The organism is Paenibacillus sp. IITD108 (assembly GCF_036541265.1).
GTDB lineage: Bacteria > Bacillota > Bacilli > Paenibacillales > Paenibacillaceae > Pristimantibacillus.
Genome location: NZ_JAZHCT010000053.1, coordinates 1 through 19,644, shown reverse-complemented (window position 1 = coordinate 19,644; position 19,644 = coordinate 1). Strand labels below are relative to the sequence as shown.

Sequence of the window (19,644 nt, the reverse complement as noted above, 5' to 3'; positions counted from 1 at the left end):
ATTATGACTTATGCTCGTCCTGGAGCATGATTTCAATTAATTCCATGATTCGTTCCGTACGTTCCATATAAAATAAGTAGCCAACCAAACATTCCAAAGCAGTTGCATGCCGATAATCAGCCGGGTCGGCGTTTTTCGGCGGTGCTCCTGACTTGGCATTGCGGCCGCGCCTTACGATATCCTCTTCTTCCTCAGTAAGATGCGGCCGCCATAGCTCAAGCACTTTTCTTTGCGCTTTAGCCGATACCAGCTTCGTCGCCTCTCGATGCAAATGATGCGACTTATTGTTGGGCAGCGAAATTAAATACTGCCTGATCACCATTTCATATACAGCATCCCCAATATAAGCCAGCACAACAGGATTCATAAGTCCCGGCTGTTTTTGAGGCTTATAAAACAACAAATTCAAATTATCCTTCATCGATTCACCGCTATGCTCCATTATTTGCGCCGCCAGCGAATACCCTGCGGCGTATCTTCCAATACGATATTGCGCTCTTGCAGCAAATCGCGAATTTCGTCGGCTCTTGCCCAATTTTTAGTCTTGCGGGCTTCCGTGCGTTCCACAATAAGCTGTTCGATTTCTTGATCAAGCAGTTCCTCTTCCGAAGCGGCAGGCAATAGTCCAAGCACCTGGTCCATCTCCTGGAAGAGGGTGAGCAGCATGCCCAGCCCCGCAGCCGTAATGTCAGCTTTCTTCATGTAAAGATTAGCTTCCGTCACTGCCTCGAACAAAGCGGTAATTGCATCAGGCGTATTGAAATCATCATTCATTTTTTGTTCGAACTGAGCTTTAATTGCTAGCAAGCGCGCGCTTAACTCCTGGTCAGCCGGATGAAGCGCTGAATCGCTCTCGGCAGCAATGCTGGCAAGGCGATGCTGCAAGTTGCTTACACAATTCGCAATTCTCTCAACGCTGTTTTCTGCTTGAGCGATCGTATCATCGCTGAAATTAAGCGGGCTGCGGTAATGGGAGGACAGCATGAAATAACGAATCGCATTCGGCTTGATCCGCTTTACCAGCTCATGGACCGATATCCCGTTTCCTAACGATTTGGACATTTTTACGTTATCAATATTAATATAACCATTATGCATCCAATAGTTAGCAAGCGGTTTTCCCGTAAGTGATTCTGACTGAGCCACTTCACATTCGTGATGCGGGAACTGCAGATCGCTTCCGCCGCCATGAATATCAAGCGTGTCGCCCAAATACTTGCGAGCCATCGCTGAGCACTCGATATGCCAGCCAGGTCGTCCAGGTCCCCAAGGGCTATCCCAATTCAACTCTCCCGGCTTAGCGCCCTTCCAAAGCACGAAATCCTGCTCCGACTGCTTGCGCTCGTCAACGCCAATGCGAATGCCGAATTGCAGCTCATCCAAATTTTGATGCGACAGCTTCCCATAGGATTCAAAGGTTGACGTACGGAAATAAACATCGCCTTCACTGGCATAAGCATGCCCCTTGTCCACGAGCTCTTTAATAAATGCAATGATTTCAGGCACATGCTCTGTCACACGGGGATTCAATGTCGCTTTATTCACGCCAAGCGATTTTACATCCTCATAAAAAGCCGCGATAAATTGATCCGCAACCTCCGGTACCGTAATGCCCAGCTGTCCTGCTTTTTGAATTAGCCGATCATCAATATCTGTAAAGTTCGTCACATAGGAAACCTCATACCCTGCATATTCCAAATACCTTCTTACTACATCAAAGAATATAGCAGGACGCGCATTGCCAATATGAATATAGTCATATACAGTCGGGCCGCAAACATACATATTAACCTTCCCCGGATTAATCGGCTTGAACTCTTCTTTCGTTCGAGTCATCGTATTATAAAGCGTGATTGTCATTTTGTGATTCCCCTTTTTCCTTTTGGTGTTGACGCAGCTCGCTGAGCTCTTCCTTCAAACGATCAATGTCCTGCTGCATAGCGCGGAACATTTCTATAACAGGGTCTGGCAGCTGAGTATGGTCCAATCTGTCCTTTACTCTCTCGCCATTACGGCGCACCACACGTCCCGGATTTCCGACGACAGTACAATTTTCCGGCACCTCTCGCAGCACAACAGCATTAGAGCCAATGCTGGAGGAATCTCCTACTTGAAACGAACCAAGCACTTTTGCACCGGAGCCGATAACAACATTATTGCCAATAGTCGGATGTCGTTTTCCTTTTTCTTTTCCTGTACCGCCCAGCGTCACACCTTGATAAATGACGACATTATCACCAATCTCGCATGTTTCGCCTATTACGACACCCATGCCATGGTCGATAAACAGACGACTGCCTATCCTAGCTCCTGGATGAATTTCAATCCCTGTCATAAAACGGCTGAACTGCGAGATCAGACGGGCAAGAGCAAAAAATTTTTTGCGGTATAGAAAATGTGCGATTCGATGCGCCCATATTGCATGCACGCCTGAGTACGTTAAAATAACCTCGAGCCTGCTTCGCGCTGCCGGATCATTCTCGAACACTACATCCACATCAGATTTAAATTGACGAAACATTCTTTTCCCCCCATGACTAAGTGCCGTCTGCGCTTATCATCCGTCCATCATTTGTAACGAATGTGAGAAGGCTCGGCTCATCCCCTTAACGAAATTGACAAGGTCACACACTCACGCACGTTCCGCTATTTTCCGAAAAGCCAGCATTTTTAAAATTTCGCGGACACACATTCCGCTATTTGCCGAAAAGCCGGCATTTTTAAATTTTCGCGGACACACGTTCCGCTATACGGCTCCAAATGGAACTTTTTCTGCGAATTATCGACCAATAACGGAACGTCTGTCACTTTGCTATCTCAAAACTGCAATTTTTAACATAATAGCGGAACGATTGACCGCCTGGGAAGGCCGTCACTTCGTTGTGGATTAGGCAACAAACAAAGAACGGCAGCGCCAGCCAGTTCTGTATGATATTTCATATACAATTGTGGTTTTCGCGCCATTTCTGCCTATTCTATATGAAATTTCATATACATTTGGTCGTTCTCAAGCTGCGTCGGCCTTTTCTGTATGATATTTCATATACAATTGTGCTTTTCGCGCCATTCCGGCTTATTCTATATGAATTTTCATATACATTTGGTCGTTCTCAAGCTGCGCCGGCCTTTTCTGTATGATATTTCATATACAATTGTGGTTTTCGCACTAAATTTCATATACATTTGGTCGTTCTCAAGCAGCCCCAGCCTATTCTGTATGATATTTCATATACAATTGTGTTTTTCGCACCATTTCTGCCTATTCTATATGAAATTTCATATACATATGGTCGTTCTCAAGCTGCGCCGTCCTTTTCTGTATGATATTTCATATACAATTGTGCTTTTCGCACCATTCCCGCTTATTCTATATGAAATTTCATATACATTCGGCCGTCCTCAAGCAATGCCGCCCGTTTCTGTAGTTTTCAAGCTGCGCCGGCCCAACTATCACTTAAAGAATAGTTCCGCCGCAAAGCAGTAAAGTAAAGGCTTATACTTTTCTTACTAAAACAAAAACACCCCTGCAGCATCACATGCTGCAGAGGCGTTTTATCGCGGTCCCACTCTGCTTAGATGTTCACATTGCCGAAACTCCCCCAGCAACATAAAACATCACTTTAAAATCCTTAACGCGGATTGACGTTGCCGCCTACCCTGAAAAGCGCTATAAAAAACGCGTTCAGCTCGGGACAAAGCTCCCAGGTGCATTTTCCGTCCAGCTGATGAGACAACTTCCAGCCTCTGTCCGCCCGATAGCTCGGCTATCCGGCGAATCCGGTTGTCCTCTCTGTGCATCCCGCTGTCAACGTACTTCTCCTGTTCGTTGCCGGTCCTATATTTATGCTGCGCAGCAACATAATAGTTAGCCATAGTATAGCGAATCCCTCGCTACATAACAAGTATATGTTTTGTTCCTTTACTTCGCTAATCTTCCATTCAAGCGTTCTGCCACCTTCGCTTTGCCAAGCAGCATAATCGATTGATTCAGGTCTGGACCATGCGTTTGTCCGGTTACCGCAGCGCGGATTGGCATAAACAGCTGCTTGCCCTTAAAGCCCGTTTCCTTCTGAACCGCTTTAATCATATCTTTTATCGCATCGGCATCAAACGCGCCTTCGTCAGCTTCTTCTACTTTCGCCAGAAAAGCTTGCAGAACGGCCGGAACTTGTTCCTCTGCCAATACAGCTGCCGCTTCTTCTTCATCCACAACATTTTCCTGGAAGAAGGTTTGTGTTACATCCGTAATTTCAGCCGCATAGCGCAAGCGATCCTGATAAAGAGCAACAAGCGCATTTACCCATTCCTGCTGCTGCTCATCCAGCTCGCTAGCAATCAGCCCTGCTTTTTGCAAATGCGGTATGCATAGTTCAACAACTCTCTCCAGCTCTGCCTTTTTCAAATACTCACTGTTAATCCAGCTAAGCTTCTGCGTGTCAAATACGGCAGGGCTTTTACTTAGACGTTCCGGCTTGAACACTTCGATCAGCTCTTCTCGAGAGAACATCTCCTGTTCCCCTTCAGGCGACCAGCCGAGCAAAGTAATGAAATTGAACATAGCTTCTGGCAAGTAGCCAAGCTCATCATATTGCTCAATGAATTGAATAATCGATTCATCTCGTTTGCTCAGCTTCTTCCGATTCTCGTTCACAATAAGCGTCATATGCCCGAAAATAGGCGGCTCCCAGCCGAATGCTTCATAGATCATCAGCTGTCTAGGCGTATTGGAAACATGGTCTTCTCCGCGCAGCACATGGCTAATGCGCATTAAATAATCATCCAGCACAACTGCAAAATTGTAAGTCGGAATACCATCCTTCTTCACGATGACGAAATCGCCCATTTCAGCTGTGTCAAAGCTTATCGTACCTTTAACCAAATCATTAAAAGTGTATGTTTTTCCTTCCGGCACACGGAAACGAATGCTTGGAATGCGGCCTTCCGCTTCGAAAGCAGCGTGCTGCTCAGCTGTCAGGTCGCGGTGCTTGCCTGAATAACGGGGAGTCTCGCCACGAGCGAGCTGCTCCTCCCGCTCCGCTTCAAGCTCCTCTTCTGTGCAGTAGCAGCGGTAAGCCTTTCCTTCGTCAATCAACTGCTGCCAATACTTATTATAAATTTCAATTCGCTCAGTTTGACGATACGGTCCATATTCACCGCCTAGATCCACACTTTCATCCCAGTCCATGCCGAGCCATTTCAAATATTGCAATTGATTTTCTTCTCCGCCTGCCACATTGCGCTTTACATCTGTATCTTCTATACGAATAATAAACTTTCCGCCGCGGCTGCGAGCAAATAAATAATTAAATAATGCCGTTCTTGCATTACCAATATGAAGATGTCCTGTTGGCGATGGCGCATAGCGCACTCGAATTTGTTCTGTCATGTTTATTGATCCTCCCTGCGTATTAAGCAAACCGCCGTTTGAGCGGCAATTCCTTCTCCCCGGCCGACAAAACCAAGCTGCTCTGTCGTCGTAGCCTTAACATTCACTTGCGATTCATCCGCCTTAAGCGCTTTGGCAATCACTGCCCTCATCTGAGGTATGTATGGCAGCATCTTAGGCCGCTGCGCCATAATGGTACAGTCGATATTGCCGAGACGATATCCCTTCTGTTCAATTAGAGCCCATACATCTTCAAGCAGCTTTAGGCTGTCAGCATCTTTATAGGCCATGTCCGTATCCGGGAAATGCGTGCCGATATCGCCAAGCCCAACCGCTCCAAGCACCGCGTCTGTTACAGCATGCAGCAGCACATCCGCATCAGAATGTCCGAGAAGCCCTTTTTCATACGGAATCGTCACTCCCCCAATAATACAAGGCCGTCCCTCGACCAGCTGATGAACATCAAAGCCTGTCCCCACTCGAATCATTGCTCATTCTCTCCCTTGTTGCTCCTTAAGCCCGCCATCAGCATATGCGCCATTGGCAAATCCTCCGGAGTTGTAATTTTTATATTTGTATATTCCCCTTCAGCTACATACACCTGCATACCCGAACGCTCAACCAGCATAGCGTCATCTGTGCCGACAAAGCCGTCCGCACGCGCCTGTTCATGCGCCTCAATCAACTGGGCACGACGAAAAGCTTGCGGCGTTTGGATAGCCCACAAGCTTTTACGATCCGGTGTAGCAGTAATTTTACCTGTATGATCTACTTGCTTGATCGTATCTTTTACCGGCACAGCCAGTACGGATGCTCCCTTATGCTCCGCTATCGCACAGCACTTCCTCACAGCTGCCTCGGTTACAAGTGGACGCACGCCATCATGCACCATCACCCACTTGCCATCCAGGCGCAGCAAGCCTTCGTAAACCGAATCCTGACGCTCCGCACCGCCGCATACGACAGCTTTTACTTTATCTAGTTGATAGTCGTTTACCCATTGCTCACAGCGAGCTACATCCAGTCCGCCTACTACAAGAACAATTTCTTGCACGAAGGCCATCTGTTGGAATAGCTCCAGCGTATGAACAAGAATCGGCTTGTCCACCAGCTGCAAATACTGCTTGCTCTCCGGCGTTCCCATACGGCTGCCGCGGCCGGCAGCTACAATTACGACGCCCCACTGTCCTGCTACCTCTACCATGTCTCAACCTGCCTCACGCTGTTTTTGCATCCCCGCTAACAAGCATGCAAAACGATTGCATACAATAGTCTTATTGTACCTCGTTACAGCGCTTTTTCCAACAACTTCGGCTTAGCAAATATCATCCGGCCAGCTGAGGTTTGCAAAACACTTGTTACAAGCACTTCCATCGTCATGCCAATATATTCGCGCCCGCCCTCTACTACGATCATTGTGCCGTCATCCAAATAAGCAACGCCTTGTCCGAATTCCTTGCCATCCTTAATGACCTGCACCACAATTTCTTCACCCGGCAGAACGACCGGCTTCACTGCATTTGCAAGATCATTAATATTAAGGACAGACACGCCCTGCAGCTCACACACTTTATTCAAATTAAAATCATTTGTCACTACTTTTCCTTGCAAAGCTTTCGCCAGCTTTACCAGCTTGCTGTCAACCTCTCCAATTTCCTCGTAGTCGCCCTCGTAGATGAGTACTTTTACTTCTAGCTCTTTTTGAATTTTATTCAAAATATCGAGCCCTCTGCGGCCGCGATTGCGCTTAAGCAAATCTGAGGAATCGGCTATATGCTGCAGCTCCTCAAGCACAAACTGAGGAATAACGAGCGTTCCTTCAATAAATCCAGTTTTGCAAATATCTGCGATTCTGCCATCAATAATGACGCTTGTATCCAAAATTTTATGCTCTTCAAACCCTCGTCCTTCATCCGGTGCTGCAATTGGAATCTTTCGCTCCATAAGATGCTGCAAGCCAGAGCTTAGCTCTTCCTGCTTAGACAGCCCTACACAAAACCCTAAGTATCCAAGAACCAAAGATAGAAAGGCAGGTACAAATTGACCCAGACCTCCTAAATCTGCTACTGCAGGATAAAGCATGACCGATAACAGCAAACCGACTAACAATCCAGCAGATCCGGCAAAAAGCTGCTTCATTGGCAGCGCGGCCGTACGGTCTACCGTAAGCTGCAAGTACGTAATAAGTCGTCCAGCGAGCAGAGTAGCTACTATTAAGCCGCATAGTGCTCCTACGGCTATATTCATGTAATAAGTGCTTGATTGTTGGAATATAGTAAGCGACGCTCCAGACCATGCAGACGAAGGATTAAAAAACTTATAGGCTTCGTTTCCGGTAAAACTTCCAAACAAGATCCCAATTACTTGTATTATTCGTCTAACCATAATGGTTCACCTCCATTACAATTATGTTCCAATTTTAGGATCTTTAATCGTTCGCAAACATATTATTAACAATTTTATAAAATTCACAATTCATATTTTGTAAACGGAGCCAATGAGGTCTATAATGAAATAGAGATTACTTCACAAGAGGTGGGTGAGAGAAGTGGAACCGATCAATACTCCAACGCTCGATCAATTCCAGCAGCAAGTATCGGAATTACTGCTAAGACACCGCAGCTTACTTGATGTGATGTCAAAGTTCGGGCAATCCAATGCAGCGGTTAATCGTGCAGTTACGAAGGCTGTAACAGATTGCGGTTGTATAGAAATCAATGCCAAGAAACAATCTTACACGGAGGAGCTTGACCTTGAGCATGCCAAGAGTTCTATGCAAAGCCATTTATCCGGACAACTATGTGAACATTGCTATGATGTACTGAAAAGTGAAATGGGTCGTAATTTGTTCTACATGACTGCTTTATGCAACTTGCTTAATTTAAAACTGGACGATGTTGTTGCCAACGAGTCCAAAAAATGCTCAACATTAGGTTTTTTCAATTTGACCTAAACAGACGCCTATAGTTGAAGAAAAAACCGCAGGCTCACCATTTAAGTGGTGCCTGCGGTTTTTTCAATACAAGAATAAACGGCTCCGCCGTCAAATAAAAAACGCCTCTTCAGCGTATTAAAGCTGGAAGAGGCGTTGCTTCGTTACAATGTTGTTTAAGCTAAACGTTCCGATTTGGATTCATCGTTGCTCGGATCATTTTCCTCGCGTTTCCGTTTGCGCTTGACGACTCTGCGGTCAACGTTTTTTTTTAATCCATAAAGCGCATAGAGCAGCAGCGGAATAAATAAAATTTGTGACAGCTGATTTTTAAACGTAATACCAAGAATAACTGCAATGATAACAATTAGCGGAACGATCCATACAGCATTTTTGGGAATGCCTACCTTTTTGAAATTAGGATAACGAATTGTACTTACCATCAACAGAGATAAAGCTACCGTAGTAACAGCCAGCAAAACTACCGAAATATCATGGCTGAACAAAGCCAGCGTCGCTAATACGCCGCCCGCAGCAGGGATCGGCAAGCCTATAAAATAACCAGAATTGCTTGTAACAACATTAAATCTTGCCAGACGCAAAGCGCCGCAGATCGGAAATAATGCAGTAATGATCCAAGCCGCTGGCTGATATATATCTTGAAACGCAGTCACATACATAATGAATGCTGGTGCTGCTCCAAACGAAACAACATCCGAAAGCGAATCCAGCTCCTTGCCAAATTCACTTTGCGCATTGAGCGCCCGAGCCACACGGCCATCCACACCATCAAGCAGCATCGCTATAATAATCATCATTACAGCCATTGCCGGATTTCCATTAAACACTAGAATGATGGCAACGATCCCCAAGAACAAATTTCCGATTGTAAATAGACTTGGTATCGATTTTGCAATCATGAATTACACCTCTTCTCTCCTAGCAGACCCAATCCATACGTAAAATGATTAGCCCGCATTCAACCAATTGTATGGGATTTAGATTTGCCTGTCAATAAACATCTGTTCTTGAATCCGTCTAAGCCCTTCTTGAATGGAGCGCGCGCGCACCTCTCCAATGCCGTCAACATCGTCAAGCTCCTCAATAGTAGCCATCTGAATTCGAGGAAGATGCTGGAACCGTTCGATGAGATTATTCATAATCATGATCGGCAATCTTGGAATTTTGCTTAGGAGACGATACCCGCGAGAAGCAACCGATTCTTCAAGCATGCTATTGGCGTGTGGATAACCCATTAGTCGAATAATTGGAGTAAAATCAAGCAGCTCATCCCAGCTCAGCTTTTTCAGGCCGGCTCTAAGCTCTCTAATTTTCTCGTCTGAATTATCCTTTGCATAATCCTTAAGCAAATACCAAGCATCTTGTTCCACACCGGTTACTAATTCTTCCATCTGCATGCTAATAAGCCGTCCTTCTGTGCCCAGCTCATTGACATAACGTTTAATTTCCATTTTGATACGAAGCACCATCTCAACACGTTGAATAACATAAGCGACTTCCTGGAGAGTAACCAATTCCTCAAACTCCAGTGCGGACAAGTTGGTAAAAGCTTGATTCAATACCGCTTTGTATTTCTCCAACGTTTGAATCGCCTGATTCGCTTTAGTAAGTATTACGCCGATATCCTTTAAAGAGTAACGTAAATTTCCTAGATATAGCGTAATAATATTTCTTCGCTGTGAAATGGAGACGACCAGCTTGCCTGTTTGCTTGGCTACCCGCTCTGCAGTTCGATGCCTGATCCCTGTTTCTGTAGATGGAATGGTGCTAAGAGGAATAAGCTGGGTATTGGCGTACAATATACGCCTCATATCTTCACTCATAATAATCGCCCCATCCATCTTGGCCAGCTCGTACAGATAATTGGGCGAGAAATCGCAATTAATCGAGAAGCCTCCGTCCACTACCTCCATTACCTCCGGACTATATCCAACAACAATTAGTGCTCCTGTTTTAGCTCGCAGAACATTTTCCAATCCATCTCGAAAAGGGGTCCCTGGCGCGACTAATTGCAATAATTGGTTCATAATTTCTTGATGTGCCGATTCCTTCATGTCACTACCCCCTTTTTATCCCAAAGCAGCTTTCAATGCTTCAGACACCGTGTTTACGCCTATCAGCTCAATGCCGCCCGGCGCTTTCCAGCCCTTCATACTTTTTTCTGGCATAATTACTCTTTTGAAGCCCAGCTTCTCTGCTTCCTTAACGCGCTGTTCCGCTCTTGAAACCGCTCTAACCTCGCCTGTCAGGCCAACTTCTCCGAATATAACATCATATGGCTTAGTAGGCGCGTCTCGAAAGCTGGAGGCCAGACTAACCGCTGCAGCAAGATCGACAGCAGGCTCATCAAGCTTTACGCCTCCGGCAACATTCAAATAGGCATCCTGCGTCTGCAGGAACATGCCGTTGCGCTTCTCAAGTACAGCAATAATTAGCGCCATCCGGTGGTGATCGATGCCAGTGGCCATTCTTCTTGGCGAAGGAAAATGGGTTGTCGCAACAAGCGCCTGCAGCTCAACAAGGACCGGTCTCGTACCCTCCATGCTTGCTACTACAGTGGAGCCGGCTACGCCCAAGGGCCGCTCCGATAAAAACAGCTCTGAAGGGTTGGACACTTCTCTTAGCCCGCTTTCGCCCATCTCGAAAATGCCAATTTCATTAGTCGAGCCAAATCGATTTTTGACCGCACGCAGCAAACGGTATGTATGATGACGCTCGCCTTCAAAATACAATACGCTGTCTACCATATGCTCAAGCAAGCGCGGGCCTGCTATTGCTCCTTCCTTCGTTACATGGCCGACGAGCACCGTTGCAATGCCTTTGATTTTGGCCGTGCGCATGAAATGCGCCGTACATTCTCTAACCTGTGATACACTGCCCGGAGCAGATTGCACATTGGGATCATACACAGTCTGAATGGAATCGATAACGAGAAAATCCGGCTCCAAACTTTCTATCGCCTCATTAATGTGCTCCATATTTGTCTCGCATAGTACAAATAATGATTCAATTAGAGCACCTAGACGATCGGCGCGCATCCTTGTTTGCCGAACAGATTCCTCACCGGAGATATATAGCACCTTTAAGCCTTTGCTTGCCAGCGCATAAGAAGTTTGCAGCAGCAGCGTAGATTTTCCAATGCCAGGGTCTCCTCCGACAAGAATAAGCGAGCCTGGAACGACGCCTCCGCCCAGTACACGGTTAAGCTCGGTCATCGACGTTTCTATTCTCGGCTCCTGCTCATTATTTATATGTATGATCGATTTCGGCTTTTCTTTCGTATGAATCGACGATAAGCCGATACCCTTAGTTTTGACCACAGTTTCTTTTTCTTCTACCATCGTATTCCACTCATGGCAGCCTGGGCATTTTCCATACCATTTAGGTGATTCTGTGCCACACTCCGTACATACGAACTTTAATTTAACCTTAGCCATTACGATCTCCTTCTCATCAATCTTACTTTAACTCAAACTTAAAGGGTTATTTATTCTTACCCATCATAATTTCTTGTCAATAACAACATCTTATTTGTAACATTAATAAATTTTTAGAATTAAAAAAATTGTACCATTATATAGCCAGAGTATAAAGAAATTTTACAAAGTTCTGCAATTTCTAGGAGAATACGACTGAATCCTGCATTTTTATTTGCTTTCTAATAGCAAAAAACTGTCCAGCCGCACTATGGCAAACTGGACAGTTCTTCTGATAGCTGCTTATTTATTTTGCTGGCTGTTCCTCACTTGCAGGCTTACTTTCCACTGCTTCATCCGGTCTCACAATAACCAAAGCTCCATCCTTCTCATCAATAATAAAGGTATCGCCTTTTTTAATAAGACCTAGCAGCAAGTCCTCGGAGATACGATCCTCAATATGCTTCTGGATAGCTCTGCGAAGCGGTCTTGCTCCATATTGCGGATCAAAGCCTTCCTTGGCCAAAAAGTTTTTGGCTGATTCGGTAAGCGTGAACTCCACATTTTGCTCCTTGAGTCGCTTGCGCAGCTCATCTGCCATAAGCGACACGATCTGAGCAATATGCTCCTGGCCTAGAGAATGGAATACGATCGTTTCATCGATACGGTTCAAAAACTCTGGACGGAAGCTCTTTTTCAGCTCAGCCATAACTTTATCCTTCATGACGGAGAAATCATGGCCCGCATCCTGCACAGCTGTAAAGCCGAGCGAGGAGTTGCGCTTGATTTGTTCCGCACCAACGTTGGAAGTCATAATAATCAGCGTATTGCGGAAGTCAACTACACGGCCTTTGGAATCCGTCAAGCGGCCATCCTCTAGCACTTGCAGCAATATATTAAACACTTCCGGATGTGCTTTTTCAATTTCGTCCAATAGGACAACGGAGTAAGGCTTGCGTCTTACTTTTTCAGTCAGCTGACCGCCTTCCTCATAACCGACATATCCTGGAGGCGCTCCTACTAGACGGGAAGTCGAATGCTTCTCCATATACTCCGACATATCGATCCGGATTACCGCATTCTCATCGCCGAACATCGCTTCTGCTAGCGCGCGTGCCAGCTCTGTTTTACCTACGCCAGTTGGTCCAAGGAAGATAAAAGAACCGATCGGGCGCTTAGGGTCTTTCAGCCCTGCTCTAGCTCTGCGGATAGCCCGGGATACCGATTTAACCGCCTCTTCTTGACCAATTACGCGATCATGAAGAATGGACTCCATCTTCAGCAAGCGCTCCGTTTCTTCCTCAGCCATTTTGCTGACAGGAATACCCGTCCAGTTCGCTACTACTTGAGCGATATCCTCAGGAGTAACCTCGGAATCAGTACGTCCCTGCTTTTCCTTCCATTCATTTTTCGTCGTATCCAATTCCTCGCGGATTTTTTGCTCTGTATCTCGCAAAGCAGCCGCTTTCTCAAACTCCTGGCTTTGCACCGCTGCATCCTTTTCCTTGCGAATATCTTCAAGACGATTTTCAAGCTCTTTCAAATTTGGCGGTACAGTGTAAGTTTGCAAGCGTACCTTCGAGCTTGCTTCATCAATAAGATCGATTGCTTTGTCCGGCAAGAAACGATCTGTAATATAACGATCCGACAGCTTAACCGCCTGCACAATCGCTTCATCTGTAATTTTCACGCGATGATGCGCTTCGTAACGGTCACGGAGACCATGCAAAATTAGAATGGCTTCTTCTGGAGACGGCTGATCTACCGTAATTGGCTGGAAGCGGCGTTCAAGCGCTGCATCCTTTTCAATGTACTTGCGGTATTCATCCAGTGTTGTCGCACCAATACATTGCAGCTCGCCGCGAGCAAGCGCGGGCTTCAATATATTGGAGGCATCAATCGCGCCTTCCGCGCCGCCAGCTCCAATCAGTGTATGAAGCTCATCGATAAATAGAATGACGTTGCCAGCCTGACGAATTTCATCCATTATTTTTTTAAGGCGATCCTCAAACTCGCCACGATATTTAGTCCCTGCTACGACAGAGCCCATATCCAGCGTCATTACACGCTTATCGCGCAATGTTTCTGGAATTTCATTATCGATAATTTTCTGAGCCAGCCCTTCGGCAACTGCTGTCTTACCAACACCAGGCTCTCCAATCAATACCGGATTGTTTTTTGTTCTACGGCTCAGAACCTGTATAACACGCTCAATTTCCTTACTGCGGCCAATGACAGGGTCAAGGTTGCCTTCTCTCGCATAAGCCGTTAGATCCCTTGCCAGGCCATCCAGAGTAGGCGTGCTCATATTCGTCTGTGTGCTGTGATTGCTGGATACAGCTTCGCTGCTGCCGAGCAGCTGAAGCACCTGCTGGCGAGCTTTATTAAGGCTTATGCCCAAATTATTAAGTACGCGTGCTGCAACTCCTTCACCCTCACGAATCAAGCCAAGCAAAATATGCTCTGTGCCTACATACGTATGACCCAGTTTGCGAGCTTCATCCATCGACAGCTCAATTACTTTCTTCGCACGCGGGGTATAAGCAATGCTGTTCGGCTGCTCTTGACCGCGCCCAATAAGCGCTTCTACTTCATCCTGAATTTTTTCAAGACCTAAACCAAGTCCGATTAAAGCTTTTGCAGCAATACCTTCTCCTTCGCGAATCAAGCCAAGCAAAATATGCTCTGTACCTATATTATTATGACCTAGCCTTACCGCCTCTTCCTGAGCCAAGGCTAATACCTTTTGTGCACGTTCAGTAAATCGTCCAAACATCATATTACAGCACCTCCATCATGAAATTTATTGCCTATTTGATTTCTTATAAGCTCAGCTCTTCTAACATCGCGCTGCTCTGGGCTCAGCTTTTCATTAAACGTTTTTTGAAGAAAGCCCGGCTGCGTCATAACAAGCAATTCATTAAGCGACTGCGATGAAATGCCCGTCAGAATGCCGACATCAGCACCAAGTCTTACATCAGATAATCGCTGCGCCGCTTCCTTGGAATCCATTATAGATGCGAAGGACAGGATGCCGTAAGATCTTCTTACTCTGTCTGCGATTCTTAAAGGTGATTCCTCCAACAAACGTCTGCGAGCAGCTTTCTCATGTTCAATAATTTGTCTTGCAACATTGTGCAAATTATCTATAATTTCTTCCTCGGATTGTCCAAGCGTTATTTGGTTCGATATTTGAAACAGATTGCCGAGCGCTTCGCTGCCTTCGCCATAAAGACCTCTTACTGCAAGCCCTACCTGGGTGACAGCAGTTAAAATACGATTAATTTGCTGTGTAAGCACGAGTGCAGGCAAATGCATCATAACTGAAGCCCTAAGGCCTGTTCCTACATTAGTTGGACATGTGGTCAAATAGCCTCTCTGCTCGTCAAATGCATAATCGACAACCTCTTCAAAAGCATCATCGAGCTTGCTGGCCAGCTGCCAAGCCTCTTGAATTTGAAAGCCGGGATACATACACTGTATGCGCAAATGATCCTCTTCATTAATCATCAGGCTAATCGATTCATTTTCGCTTAAAAGAACGGCGCCAGCCCGCGATTCACTAGCCAAGTTTGGGCTAATAAGATGCTTTTCAACAAGCACTCTTTTATCCAGCTCGCTTAAATCGGTTAGCAGCAGTTGTTCAAACTGGCCAAATTCCGCCAAAGGCTCTGATTCGCCTGCTTCCATTAGTTTATTGAGCACTGCCACCGCCTGCTGATTAGCTGCCAGCATCGGAAAAGGCTGATCGCTTAAATTTCTGGCAAGGCGAACCCTGCTGCTAATGACAATTTCAGATTCAGGACCAGCATCCTTCATCCAATCGCTAAGTGCATGCTCAGTAAAACGCTGCTTCGTCAACAGACTCACTCCTTTCATAAACTACATCGCTTTATTCGCTGCAAGAAGTTACAATCTTGCAGTTATGGCAGACTATTGTTTATTACTCGTTATTTTTCATTAACCTGGCGTTCTAATTCACGTATGCGATCACGCAAATGAGCGGCTTCTTCAAATTCTTCATGCTCAATATGGGTATGCATATCTTTACGCAGCTGTTCAATTTCTCTCAAACATTGAATACGGCCACCGGAGCGCTTGGGTATTTTGCCGCTATGCGCAATATTTCCATGCACTCTTTTAAGTAGCGGATCCAATCGTTCTGCAAACTTCTTATAGCAAGAGCTGCAGCCAAAACGGCCTATTTTACTAAACTGCGTATACGTTAACCCGCACTCCTCACAGCGAATCGATTGTTCTTCTACGCCTTTGAGTGAGTTGGATTTTCCTAACTGATCAAAATCAAGCAGTCCAGATAACAAGCTATGAATAGAGAAGCTGTTTGGCACACCGATATTAGCTTCCCCTTTATCTCTTGCACAGCTCTCACAAATGTGAAATTCTGTTTTTACTCCGTTGACAATTTTAGTGAAATGAAGCGTAGCTGGCTTATTGCCGCATTCTTGACAGAGCATGCCTGATTCCTCCCTTCACTTTCCTGAAGAAAAAAAATATTTGTACAGGTAATTCGTGAATTCTTACTTCACAAGCAAAGAAATAAGCATCGCGCGCAGCAGTCTTGCTCTTACTTCGTCACGCATAGGCAGTATTAAGCCAATCGTATCCCGCTGAATCGCAGCACGAAGCAAATTAGCTTCCCCCTTAGTGACCATTTCAGCCTCCTCCAGCTGATAAATAAGGCCTTCCGCGCTGTTCTGGTCAAGGCTGCTGCCGATCGTTTTCTCAATATGATAAGAAATCATCTTGAGTGCTGGCAGCTCTACGCGCTGAATACGGATATAGCCTCCGCCGCCGCGCTTGCTCTCCACCATATAACCCTTCTCTAATGTAAAACGTGTACTAATCACATAATTAATCTGAGATGGAACGCAGGAAAACCTGTCTGCCAGCTCATTCCGTTGAATTTCCACTGCTCCTTCATTGCTCAGATCCAGTCTATGCTTTAAATACTGTTCAATGAGATCGGAAATATTCCGCAAAGGCACCAACCCCCTGAATAGCTTCATAATAGTAATAACACTTACTTGATCAAATAAATCAGCTTTTTATTGACTTTGACTTTCTTTGATCTTAATAATTATTATACGCTTTTCAAATGAGATTTCAAGAGTATACATGAAATTTTCTGAAAATTTAGTTAAGTGGATCCAAATAGAGCGACAGCACTAAATAAACATTTTGCATACACTTGAAACACATGGCATCTATAAAGTAGTTTGTTATTTTTTCAGCAAGTTTATACCGTTCGCTTGTCCTTCCTGGTCATAACAAGGGTCGAATTTATCAATCCTCTAAAAAGGAAAAAGCCACAACACTTATTCTTTGTTAAATGTTTGAACAACATTCCAAGAATAAAGCTATGGCTAAATAAGTTTAAATATGTGATGCGAATTTTGACATTTTGGACAATAAACGTTGCGATTTTGATGCTTTCAGCTTACCCGCGATTCATGACGATCAGCTTGAGTTCCGTCATTTCCTCAACTGCATACTTAATCCCTTCACGTCCAGTGCCGCTTTCTTTGACACCGCCGTACGGCATATGATCAACTCTGAATGTTGGAATATCATTAATCATAACGCCGCCTACCTGAAGCTCATCTGCAGCTTGAAGGGCAGTATGGATATCGTTGGTATAAATGCCTGCCTGCAGTCCATATTGCGAATCATTAACAAGCTTGATCGCTTCATGAATGGAAGATACTTTGTTAATAACGACGACAGGCGCAAATATCTCCTGACAGGAAATTTTCAAATGCGCAGCAGCCTCTAAAACAATTGTCGGAGCAAGTATACCGTTGTCAATATGTCCGCCTGCCGCTATCCAAGCTCCTTCCTGCTTTGCTTCATCCAGCCACTCCAGCACGCGCTCGCATTCCTTCTTCGCAATTAATGCCGATACATCTGTGTCAGAATCAAGCGGATTACCCATTTTAAGCTGCATTGTTTGTTCCTTAAATTGCTCAACAAACTGCTCATATATTTGCTCATGAACATAAATGCGCTGCAAAGAAATACATACCTGTCCTTGATTTGAAAATGCGCCCATTACACAACGGTTAATCATTTTATTAATATGAACTCCCTGATCCACAATTAATGCAGAATTGGAACCAAGCTCGAGCGTAACACGCTTTAAGCCTGCTTGTGAACGAATTCTCATGCCAACCTCCGGGCTGCCGGTAAAAGTAATCATCGACACTCTATCGTCTGCAACAAGAGCATTACCTGCTATACTTCCAGGTCCGGTAACAACATTTAATATCCCTTTTGGCAAGCCTGCTTCCTCGAACAGCTCCGCAATAAAATACGCAGAAAGCGGCGTTTGCGAGGCTGGCTTCAACACAATCGTATTACCAGCAGCAATCGCAGGGCCAACCTTGTGGGCAACTAAATTAAATGGGAAGTTGAATGGCGTAATCGCGCCTATTACGCCTATTGGCTTCTTTACCGTATAAGCGATTCTCCCCTCGCCTCCAGGAGCAGCATCCATCGGAATTGTCTCGCCGTATATTCGTTTTGCTTCTTCAGCAGCAAACTTATACGTTTGCACCGTCCGATCTATTTCGCCTAGAGCAATTTTCAGTGGCTTTGCGGCTTCTAACGCTATTATTCTTGCCGCTTCATCTTTTCGTTCATTTAATCGCATTGCTACTTTTTCCAAAATGTCGGCACGCTTGTGCGCCGGCATCTTGGCAGCTGCGTCAGCAGCTCTATAGGCTGCTGCGATAGCTGCATCCAGCTCAATTTGATCAGCTGAGGGTACGTGAGCTATTACTTCCTGCGAGAACGGTGATTTTAATTCTATATACTGCTTTGCTTCCACCCATTGCCCATCTATAAATAAATGCTTTTGCATAATTATTCCTCCTTGCGAAACGTTAAATCGTTAACAACTAAACCATCCATCAAACAATGTAATTGTGACAGCTTATTCGCTGTTTGACAACGTCTTGGCTACTTTCAAATTTTAACGAAGCTGAGGGGTGTCGATTAATTACGGATAGGGCAACAAGCAATAGGAAGGGGTGTCACTGCGATCAAGATTGGGATTCCGACCGCTGTTGTAGTCCAATTTTTTGATGAAATAACCCCTGTAAAGGATAAAATTGGCCTACAAAGGCGGACGCTGCCGCTTCTCCATTCCCACTCTTGCTCTTCGTTCCCTTTTCTTTTTCCTTGCCAATCATTGCTCACAAATAATCGACCTATAGAGCGCTATCTATGAAATAATTACCGTTTGGAGCACCTTTTTCCCTTCGCAAAGCTGCTGCGATGCGTTCGCACATTAGCTTTTAGCTGCCCATGGGTGCTGATGTGTGCTACGCTAAGCATGGACAGCCAGAGATGCCGGCCGACGGACGACTAACAGGTAAAGGGATTTTATGTCCTTAGATTGCCCATATTCCGCCTAAAGCTAGCATTTCAGCCAAACTAACGACATATTTTCAGGCTGTTGAAAAAGCTCTACAGCGGCTTAATAGTCTGCATAACGGACCTAGAGTGGAACTCGGGTTGCTTTCATTTTTTAACGAATCCTGAATACGCTATTTCGCATAAAATGCCTCTTTTGAAATTCTAATGCATCACAGAGACGCTATCTGTGAACAAATGGTCATTTTGGCAGCGTTTTATGCCCAATAAGCACACTACGATTCGTTACATTTTAAAACCAGCTTTTTCGGTGTAATAACGCTACTAGGATTCGTTAGAGTTTCCAAACTACTTTTTCTACAGCTTGGGGAAACCCGTTAGCTTGTTTGAGTAGTAGGGTTTCTGCAATATTAATCAAACGTAACTGGGGGAGCACAACTTAGGCACATCCTCTACCCGCTAACATCATGATCCGTGCTTTTATCATGATTCGT

17 protein-coding genes are annotated in these 19,644 nt (G+C 45.2%); 2 read left to right on the top strand and 15 right to left on the bottom strand.

The genetic code is table 11. The features are described 5' to 3' along the window. Window position 1: 1 nt before the first annotated feature. Genes V1L65_RS27125 through cysE form a run of 3 tightly spaced genes read right to left on the bottom strand, consistent with a single transcriptional unit; the run spans window position 2 to window position 2,521 of the window. Window positions 2-442 (bottom strand): Mini-ribonuclease 3, encoded by a 441-nt coding sequence (locus V1L65_RS27125; protein WP_331702448.1) that lies wholly within the window; start codon window positions 440-442, stop codon window positions 2-4. Continuing rightward, a complete protein-coding gene (gene cysS, locus V1L65_RS27120; RefSeq protein WP_331702447.1) occupies window positions 442-1,860 on the bottom strand; it encodes a cysteine--tRNA ligase in 1,419 nt (472 codons plus the stop codon). The genes V1L65_RS27125 and cysS overlap by 1 nt, the downstream gene beginning before the upstream one ends. Beyond that, entirely contained in the window at window positions 1,841-2,521 is a 681-nt protein-coding gene (gene cysE, locus V1L65_RS27115; protein ID WP_331702446.1) for a serine O-acetyltransferase, read from the bottom strand. The genes cysS and cysE overlap by 20 nt, the downstream gene beginning before the upstream one ends. 747 nt (window positions 2,522-3,268) lie before the next feature. Between cysE and V1L65_RS27110 the strand changes: the two genes are divergently transcribed. Beyond that, on the top strand, window positions 3,269-3,484 hold the full coding sequence (locus tag V1L65_RS27110; protein ID WP_331702445.1) for a hypothetical protein: 216 nt from the start codon (window positions 3,269-3,271) through the stop codon (window positions 3,482-3,484). A gap of 435 nt (window positions 3,485-3,919) precedes the next feature. On the opposite strand, the gene gltX is transcribed toward V1L65_RS27110, so the two are convergent. The 4 genes from gltX to V1L65_RS27090 all read right to left on the bottom strand — a co-directional run bounded on the left by gltX (window position 3,920) and on the right by V1L65_RS27090 (window position 7,771). Then, entirely contained in the window at window positions 3,920-5,386 is a 1,467-nt protein-coding gene (gene gltX, locus V1L65_RS27105) for a glutamate--tRNA ligase (protein WP_331702444.1), read from the bottom strand. A 2-nt stretch (window positions 5,387-5,388) separates the two neighbouring features. Beyond that, the gene (gene ispF / locus V1L65_RS27100) at window positions 5,389-5,874 is read right to left on the bottom strand and encodes a 2-C-methyl-D-erythritol 2,4-cyclodiphosphate synthase (protein WP_331702443.1); all 486 of its coding nucleotides are present in this window, start codon (window positions 5,872-5,874) and stop codon (window positions 5,389-5,391) included. After that, complete coding sequence (gene ispD / locus V1L65_RS27095; protein ID WP_331702442.1) at window positions 5,871-6,590, bottom strand: 2-C-methyl-D-erythritol 4-phosphate cytidylyltransferase; 720 nt, start codon at window positions 6,588-6,590, stop codon at window positions 5,871-5,873. Before ispD ends, ispF begins: the two co-directional genes overlap by 4 nt. Before the next feature lie 83 nt (window positions 6,591-6,673). After that, on the bottom strand, window positions 6,674-7,771 hold the full coding sequence (locus V1L65_RS27090; protein WP_331702441.1) for a PIN/TRAM domain-containing protein: 1,098 nt from the start codon (window positions 7,769-7,771) through the stop codon (window positions 6,674-6,676). Window positions 7,772-7,943: 172 nt separating this feature from the next. Between V1L65_RS27090 and V1L65_RS27085 the strand changes: the two genes are divergently transcribed. Beyond that, a complete protein-coding gene (locus V1L65_RS27085; protein WP_331702461.1) occupies window positions 7,944-8,339 on the top strand; it encodes a DUF1573 domain-containing protein in 396 nt (131 codons plus the stop codon). A gap of 155 nt (window positions 8,340-8,494) precedes the next feature. On the opposite strand, the gene pssA is transcribed toward V1L65_RS27085, so the two are convergent. From pssA to V1L65_RS27045, 8 genes are all read right to left on the bottom strand, one after another. Further along, window positions 8,495-9,238 (bottom strand): CDP-diacylglycerol--serine O-phosphatidyltransferase, encoded by a 744-nt coding sequence (pssA, locus tag V1L65_RS27080; RefSeq protein ID WP_331702440.1) that lies wholly within the window; start codon window positions 9,236-9,238, stop codon window positions 8,495-8,497. Between the two features lie 78 nt (window positions 9,239-9,316). Continuing rightward, complete coding sequence (disA, locus tag V1L65_RS27075) at window positions 9,317-10,393, bottom strand: DNA integrity scanning diadenylate cyclase DisA (RefSeq protein WP_331702439.1); 1,077 nt, start codon at window positions 10,391-10,393, stop codon at window positions 9,317-9,319. 15 nt (window positions 10,394-10,408) lie between these two features. Beyond that, window positions 10,409-11,776 (bottom strand): DNA repair protein RadA, encoded by a 1,368-nt coding sequence (gene radA / locus V1L65_RS27070; RefSeq protein WP_331702438.1) that lies wholly within the window; start codon window positions 11,774-11,776, stop codon window positions 10,409-10,411. A gap of 286 nt (window positions 11,777-12,062) precedes the next feature. Beyond that, entirely contained in the window at window positions 12,063-14,534 is a 2,472-nt protein-coding gene (locus tag V1L65_RS27065) for an ATP-dependent Clp protease ATP-binding subunit (RefSeq protein WP_331702437.1), read from the bottom strand. Beyond that, window positions 14,531-15,634: a protein arginine kinase gene (locus V1L65_RS27060; protein WP_331702436.1), complete on the bottom strand. Its 1,104-nt coding sequence runs from the start codon at window positions 15,632-15,634 to the stop codon at window positions 14,531-14,533. Before V1L65_RS27060 ends, V1L65_RS27065 begins: the two co-directional genes overlap by 4 nt. A gap of 71 nt (window positions 15,635-15,705) precedes the next feature. Further along, the gene (locus V1L65_RS27055; RefSeq protein WP_331702435.1) at window positions 15,706-16,230 is read right to left on the bottom strand and encodes a UvrB/UvrC motif-containing protein; all 525 of its coding nucleotides are present in this window, start codon (window positions 16,228-16,230) and stop codon (window positions 15,706-15,708) included. Window positions 16,231-16,293: 63 nt separating this feature from the next. Then, entirely contained in the window at window positions 16,294-16,755 is a 462-nt protein-coding gene (locus V1L65_RS27050) for a CtsR family transcriptional regulator (RefSeq protein WP_331702433.1), read from the bottom strand. Window positions 16,756-17,213: 458 nt separating this feature from the next. After that, on the bottom strand, window positions 17,214-18,635 hold the full coding sequence (locus tag V1L65_RS27045) for an aldehyde dehydrogenase family protein (protein WP_331702432.1): 1,422 nt from the start codon (window positions 18,633-18,635) through the stop codon (window positions 17,214-17,216). Window positions 18,636-19,644 lie beyond the last annotated feature (1,009 nt).

Coding starts and splice junctions, on each gene's coding strand:
- V1L65_RS27125 (WP_331702448.1), bottom strand. CDS start 442: ATGGAGCATAGCGGTGAATCGATGAAGGATAATTTGAATTTGTTGTTT.
- cysS (WP_331702447.1), bottom strand. CDS start 1,860: ATGACAATCACGCTTTATAATACGATGACTCGAACGAAAGAAGAGTTC.
- cysE (WP_331702446.1), bottom strand. CDS start 2,521: ATGTTTCGTCAATTTAAATCTGATGTGGATGTAGTGTTCGAGAATGAT.
- V1L65_RS27110 (WP_331702445.1), top strand. CDS start 3,269: ATGAAATTTCATATACATATGGTCGTTCTCAAGCTGCGCCGTCCTTTT.
- gltX (WP_331702444.1), bottom strand. CDS start 5,386: ATGACAGAACAAATTCGAGTGCGCTATGCGCCATCGCCAACAGGACAT.
- ispF (WP_331702443.1), bottom strand. CDS start 5,874: ATGATTCGAGTGGGGACAGGCTTTGATGTTCATCAGCTGGTCGAGGGA.
- ispD (WP_331702442.1), bottom strand. CDS start 6,590: ATGGTAGAGGTAGCAGGACAGTGGGGCGTCGTAATTGTAGCTGCCGGC.
- V1L65_RS27090 (WP_331702441.1), bottom strand. CDS start 7,771: ATGGTTAGACGAATAATACAAGTAATTGGGATCTTGTTTGGAAGTTTT.
- pssA (WP_331702440.1), bottom strand. CDS start 9,238: ATGATTGCAAAATCGATACCAAGTCTATTTACAATCGGAAATTTGTTC.
- disA (WP_331702439.1), bottom strand. CDS start 10,393: ATGAAGGAATCGGCACATCAAGAAATTATGAACCAATTATTGCAATTA.
- radA (WP_331702438.1), bottom strand. CDS start 11,776: ATGGCTAAGGTTAAATTAAAGTTCGTATGTACGGAGTGTGGCACAGAA.
- V1L65_RS27065 (WP_331702437.1), bottom strand. CDS start 14,534: ATGATGTTTGGACGATTTACTGAACGTGCACAAAAGGTATTAGCCTTG.
- V1L65_RS27060 (WP_331702436.1), bottom strand. CDS start 15,634: ATGAAAGGAGTGAGTCTGTTGACGAAGCAGCGTTTTACTGAGCATGCA.
- V1L65_RS27055 (WP_331702435.1), bottom strand. CDS start 16,230: ATGCTCTGTCAAGAATGCGGCAATAAGCCAGCTACGCTTCATTTCACT.
- V1L65_RS27045 (WP_331702432.1), bottom strand. CDS start 18,635: ATGCAAAAGCATTTATTTATAGATGGGCAATGGGTGGAAGCAAAGCAG.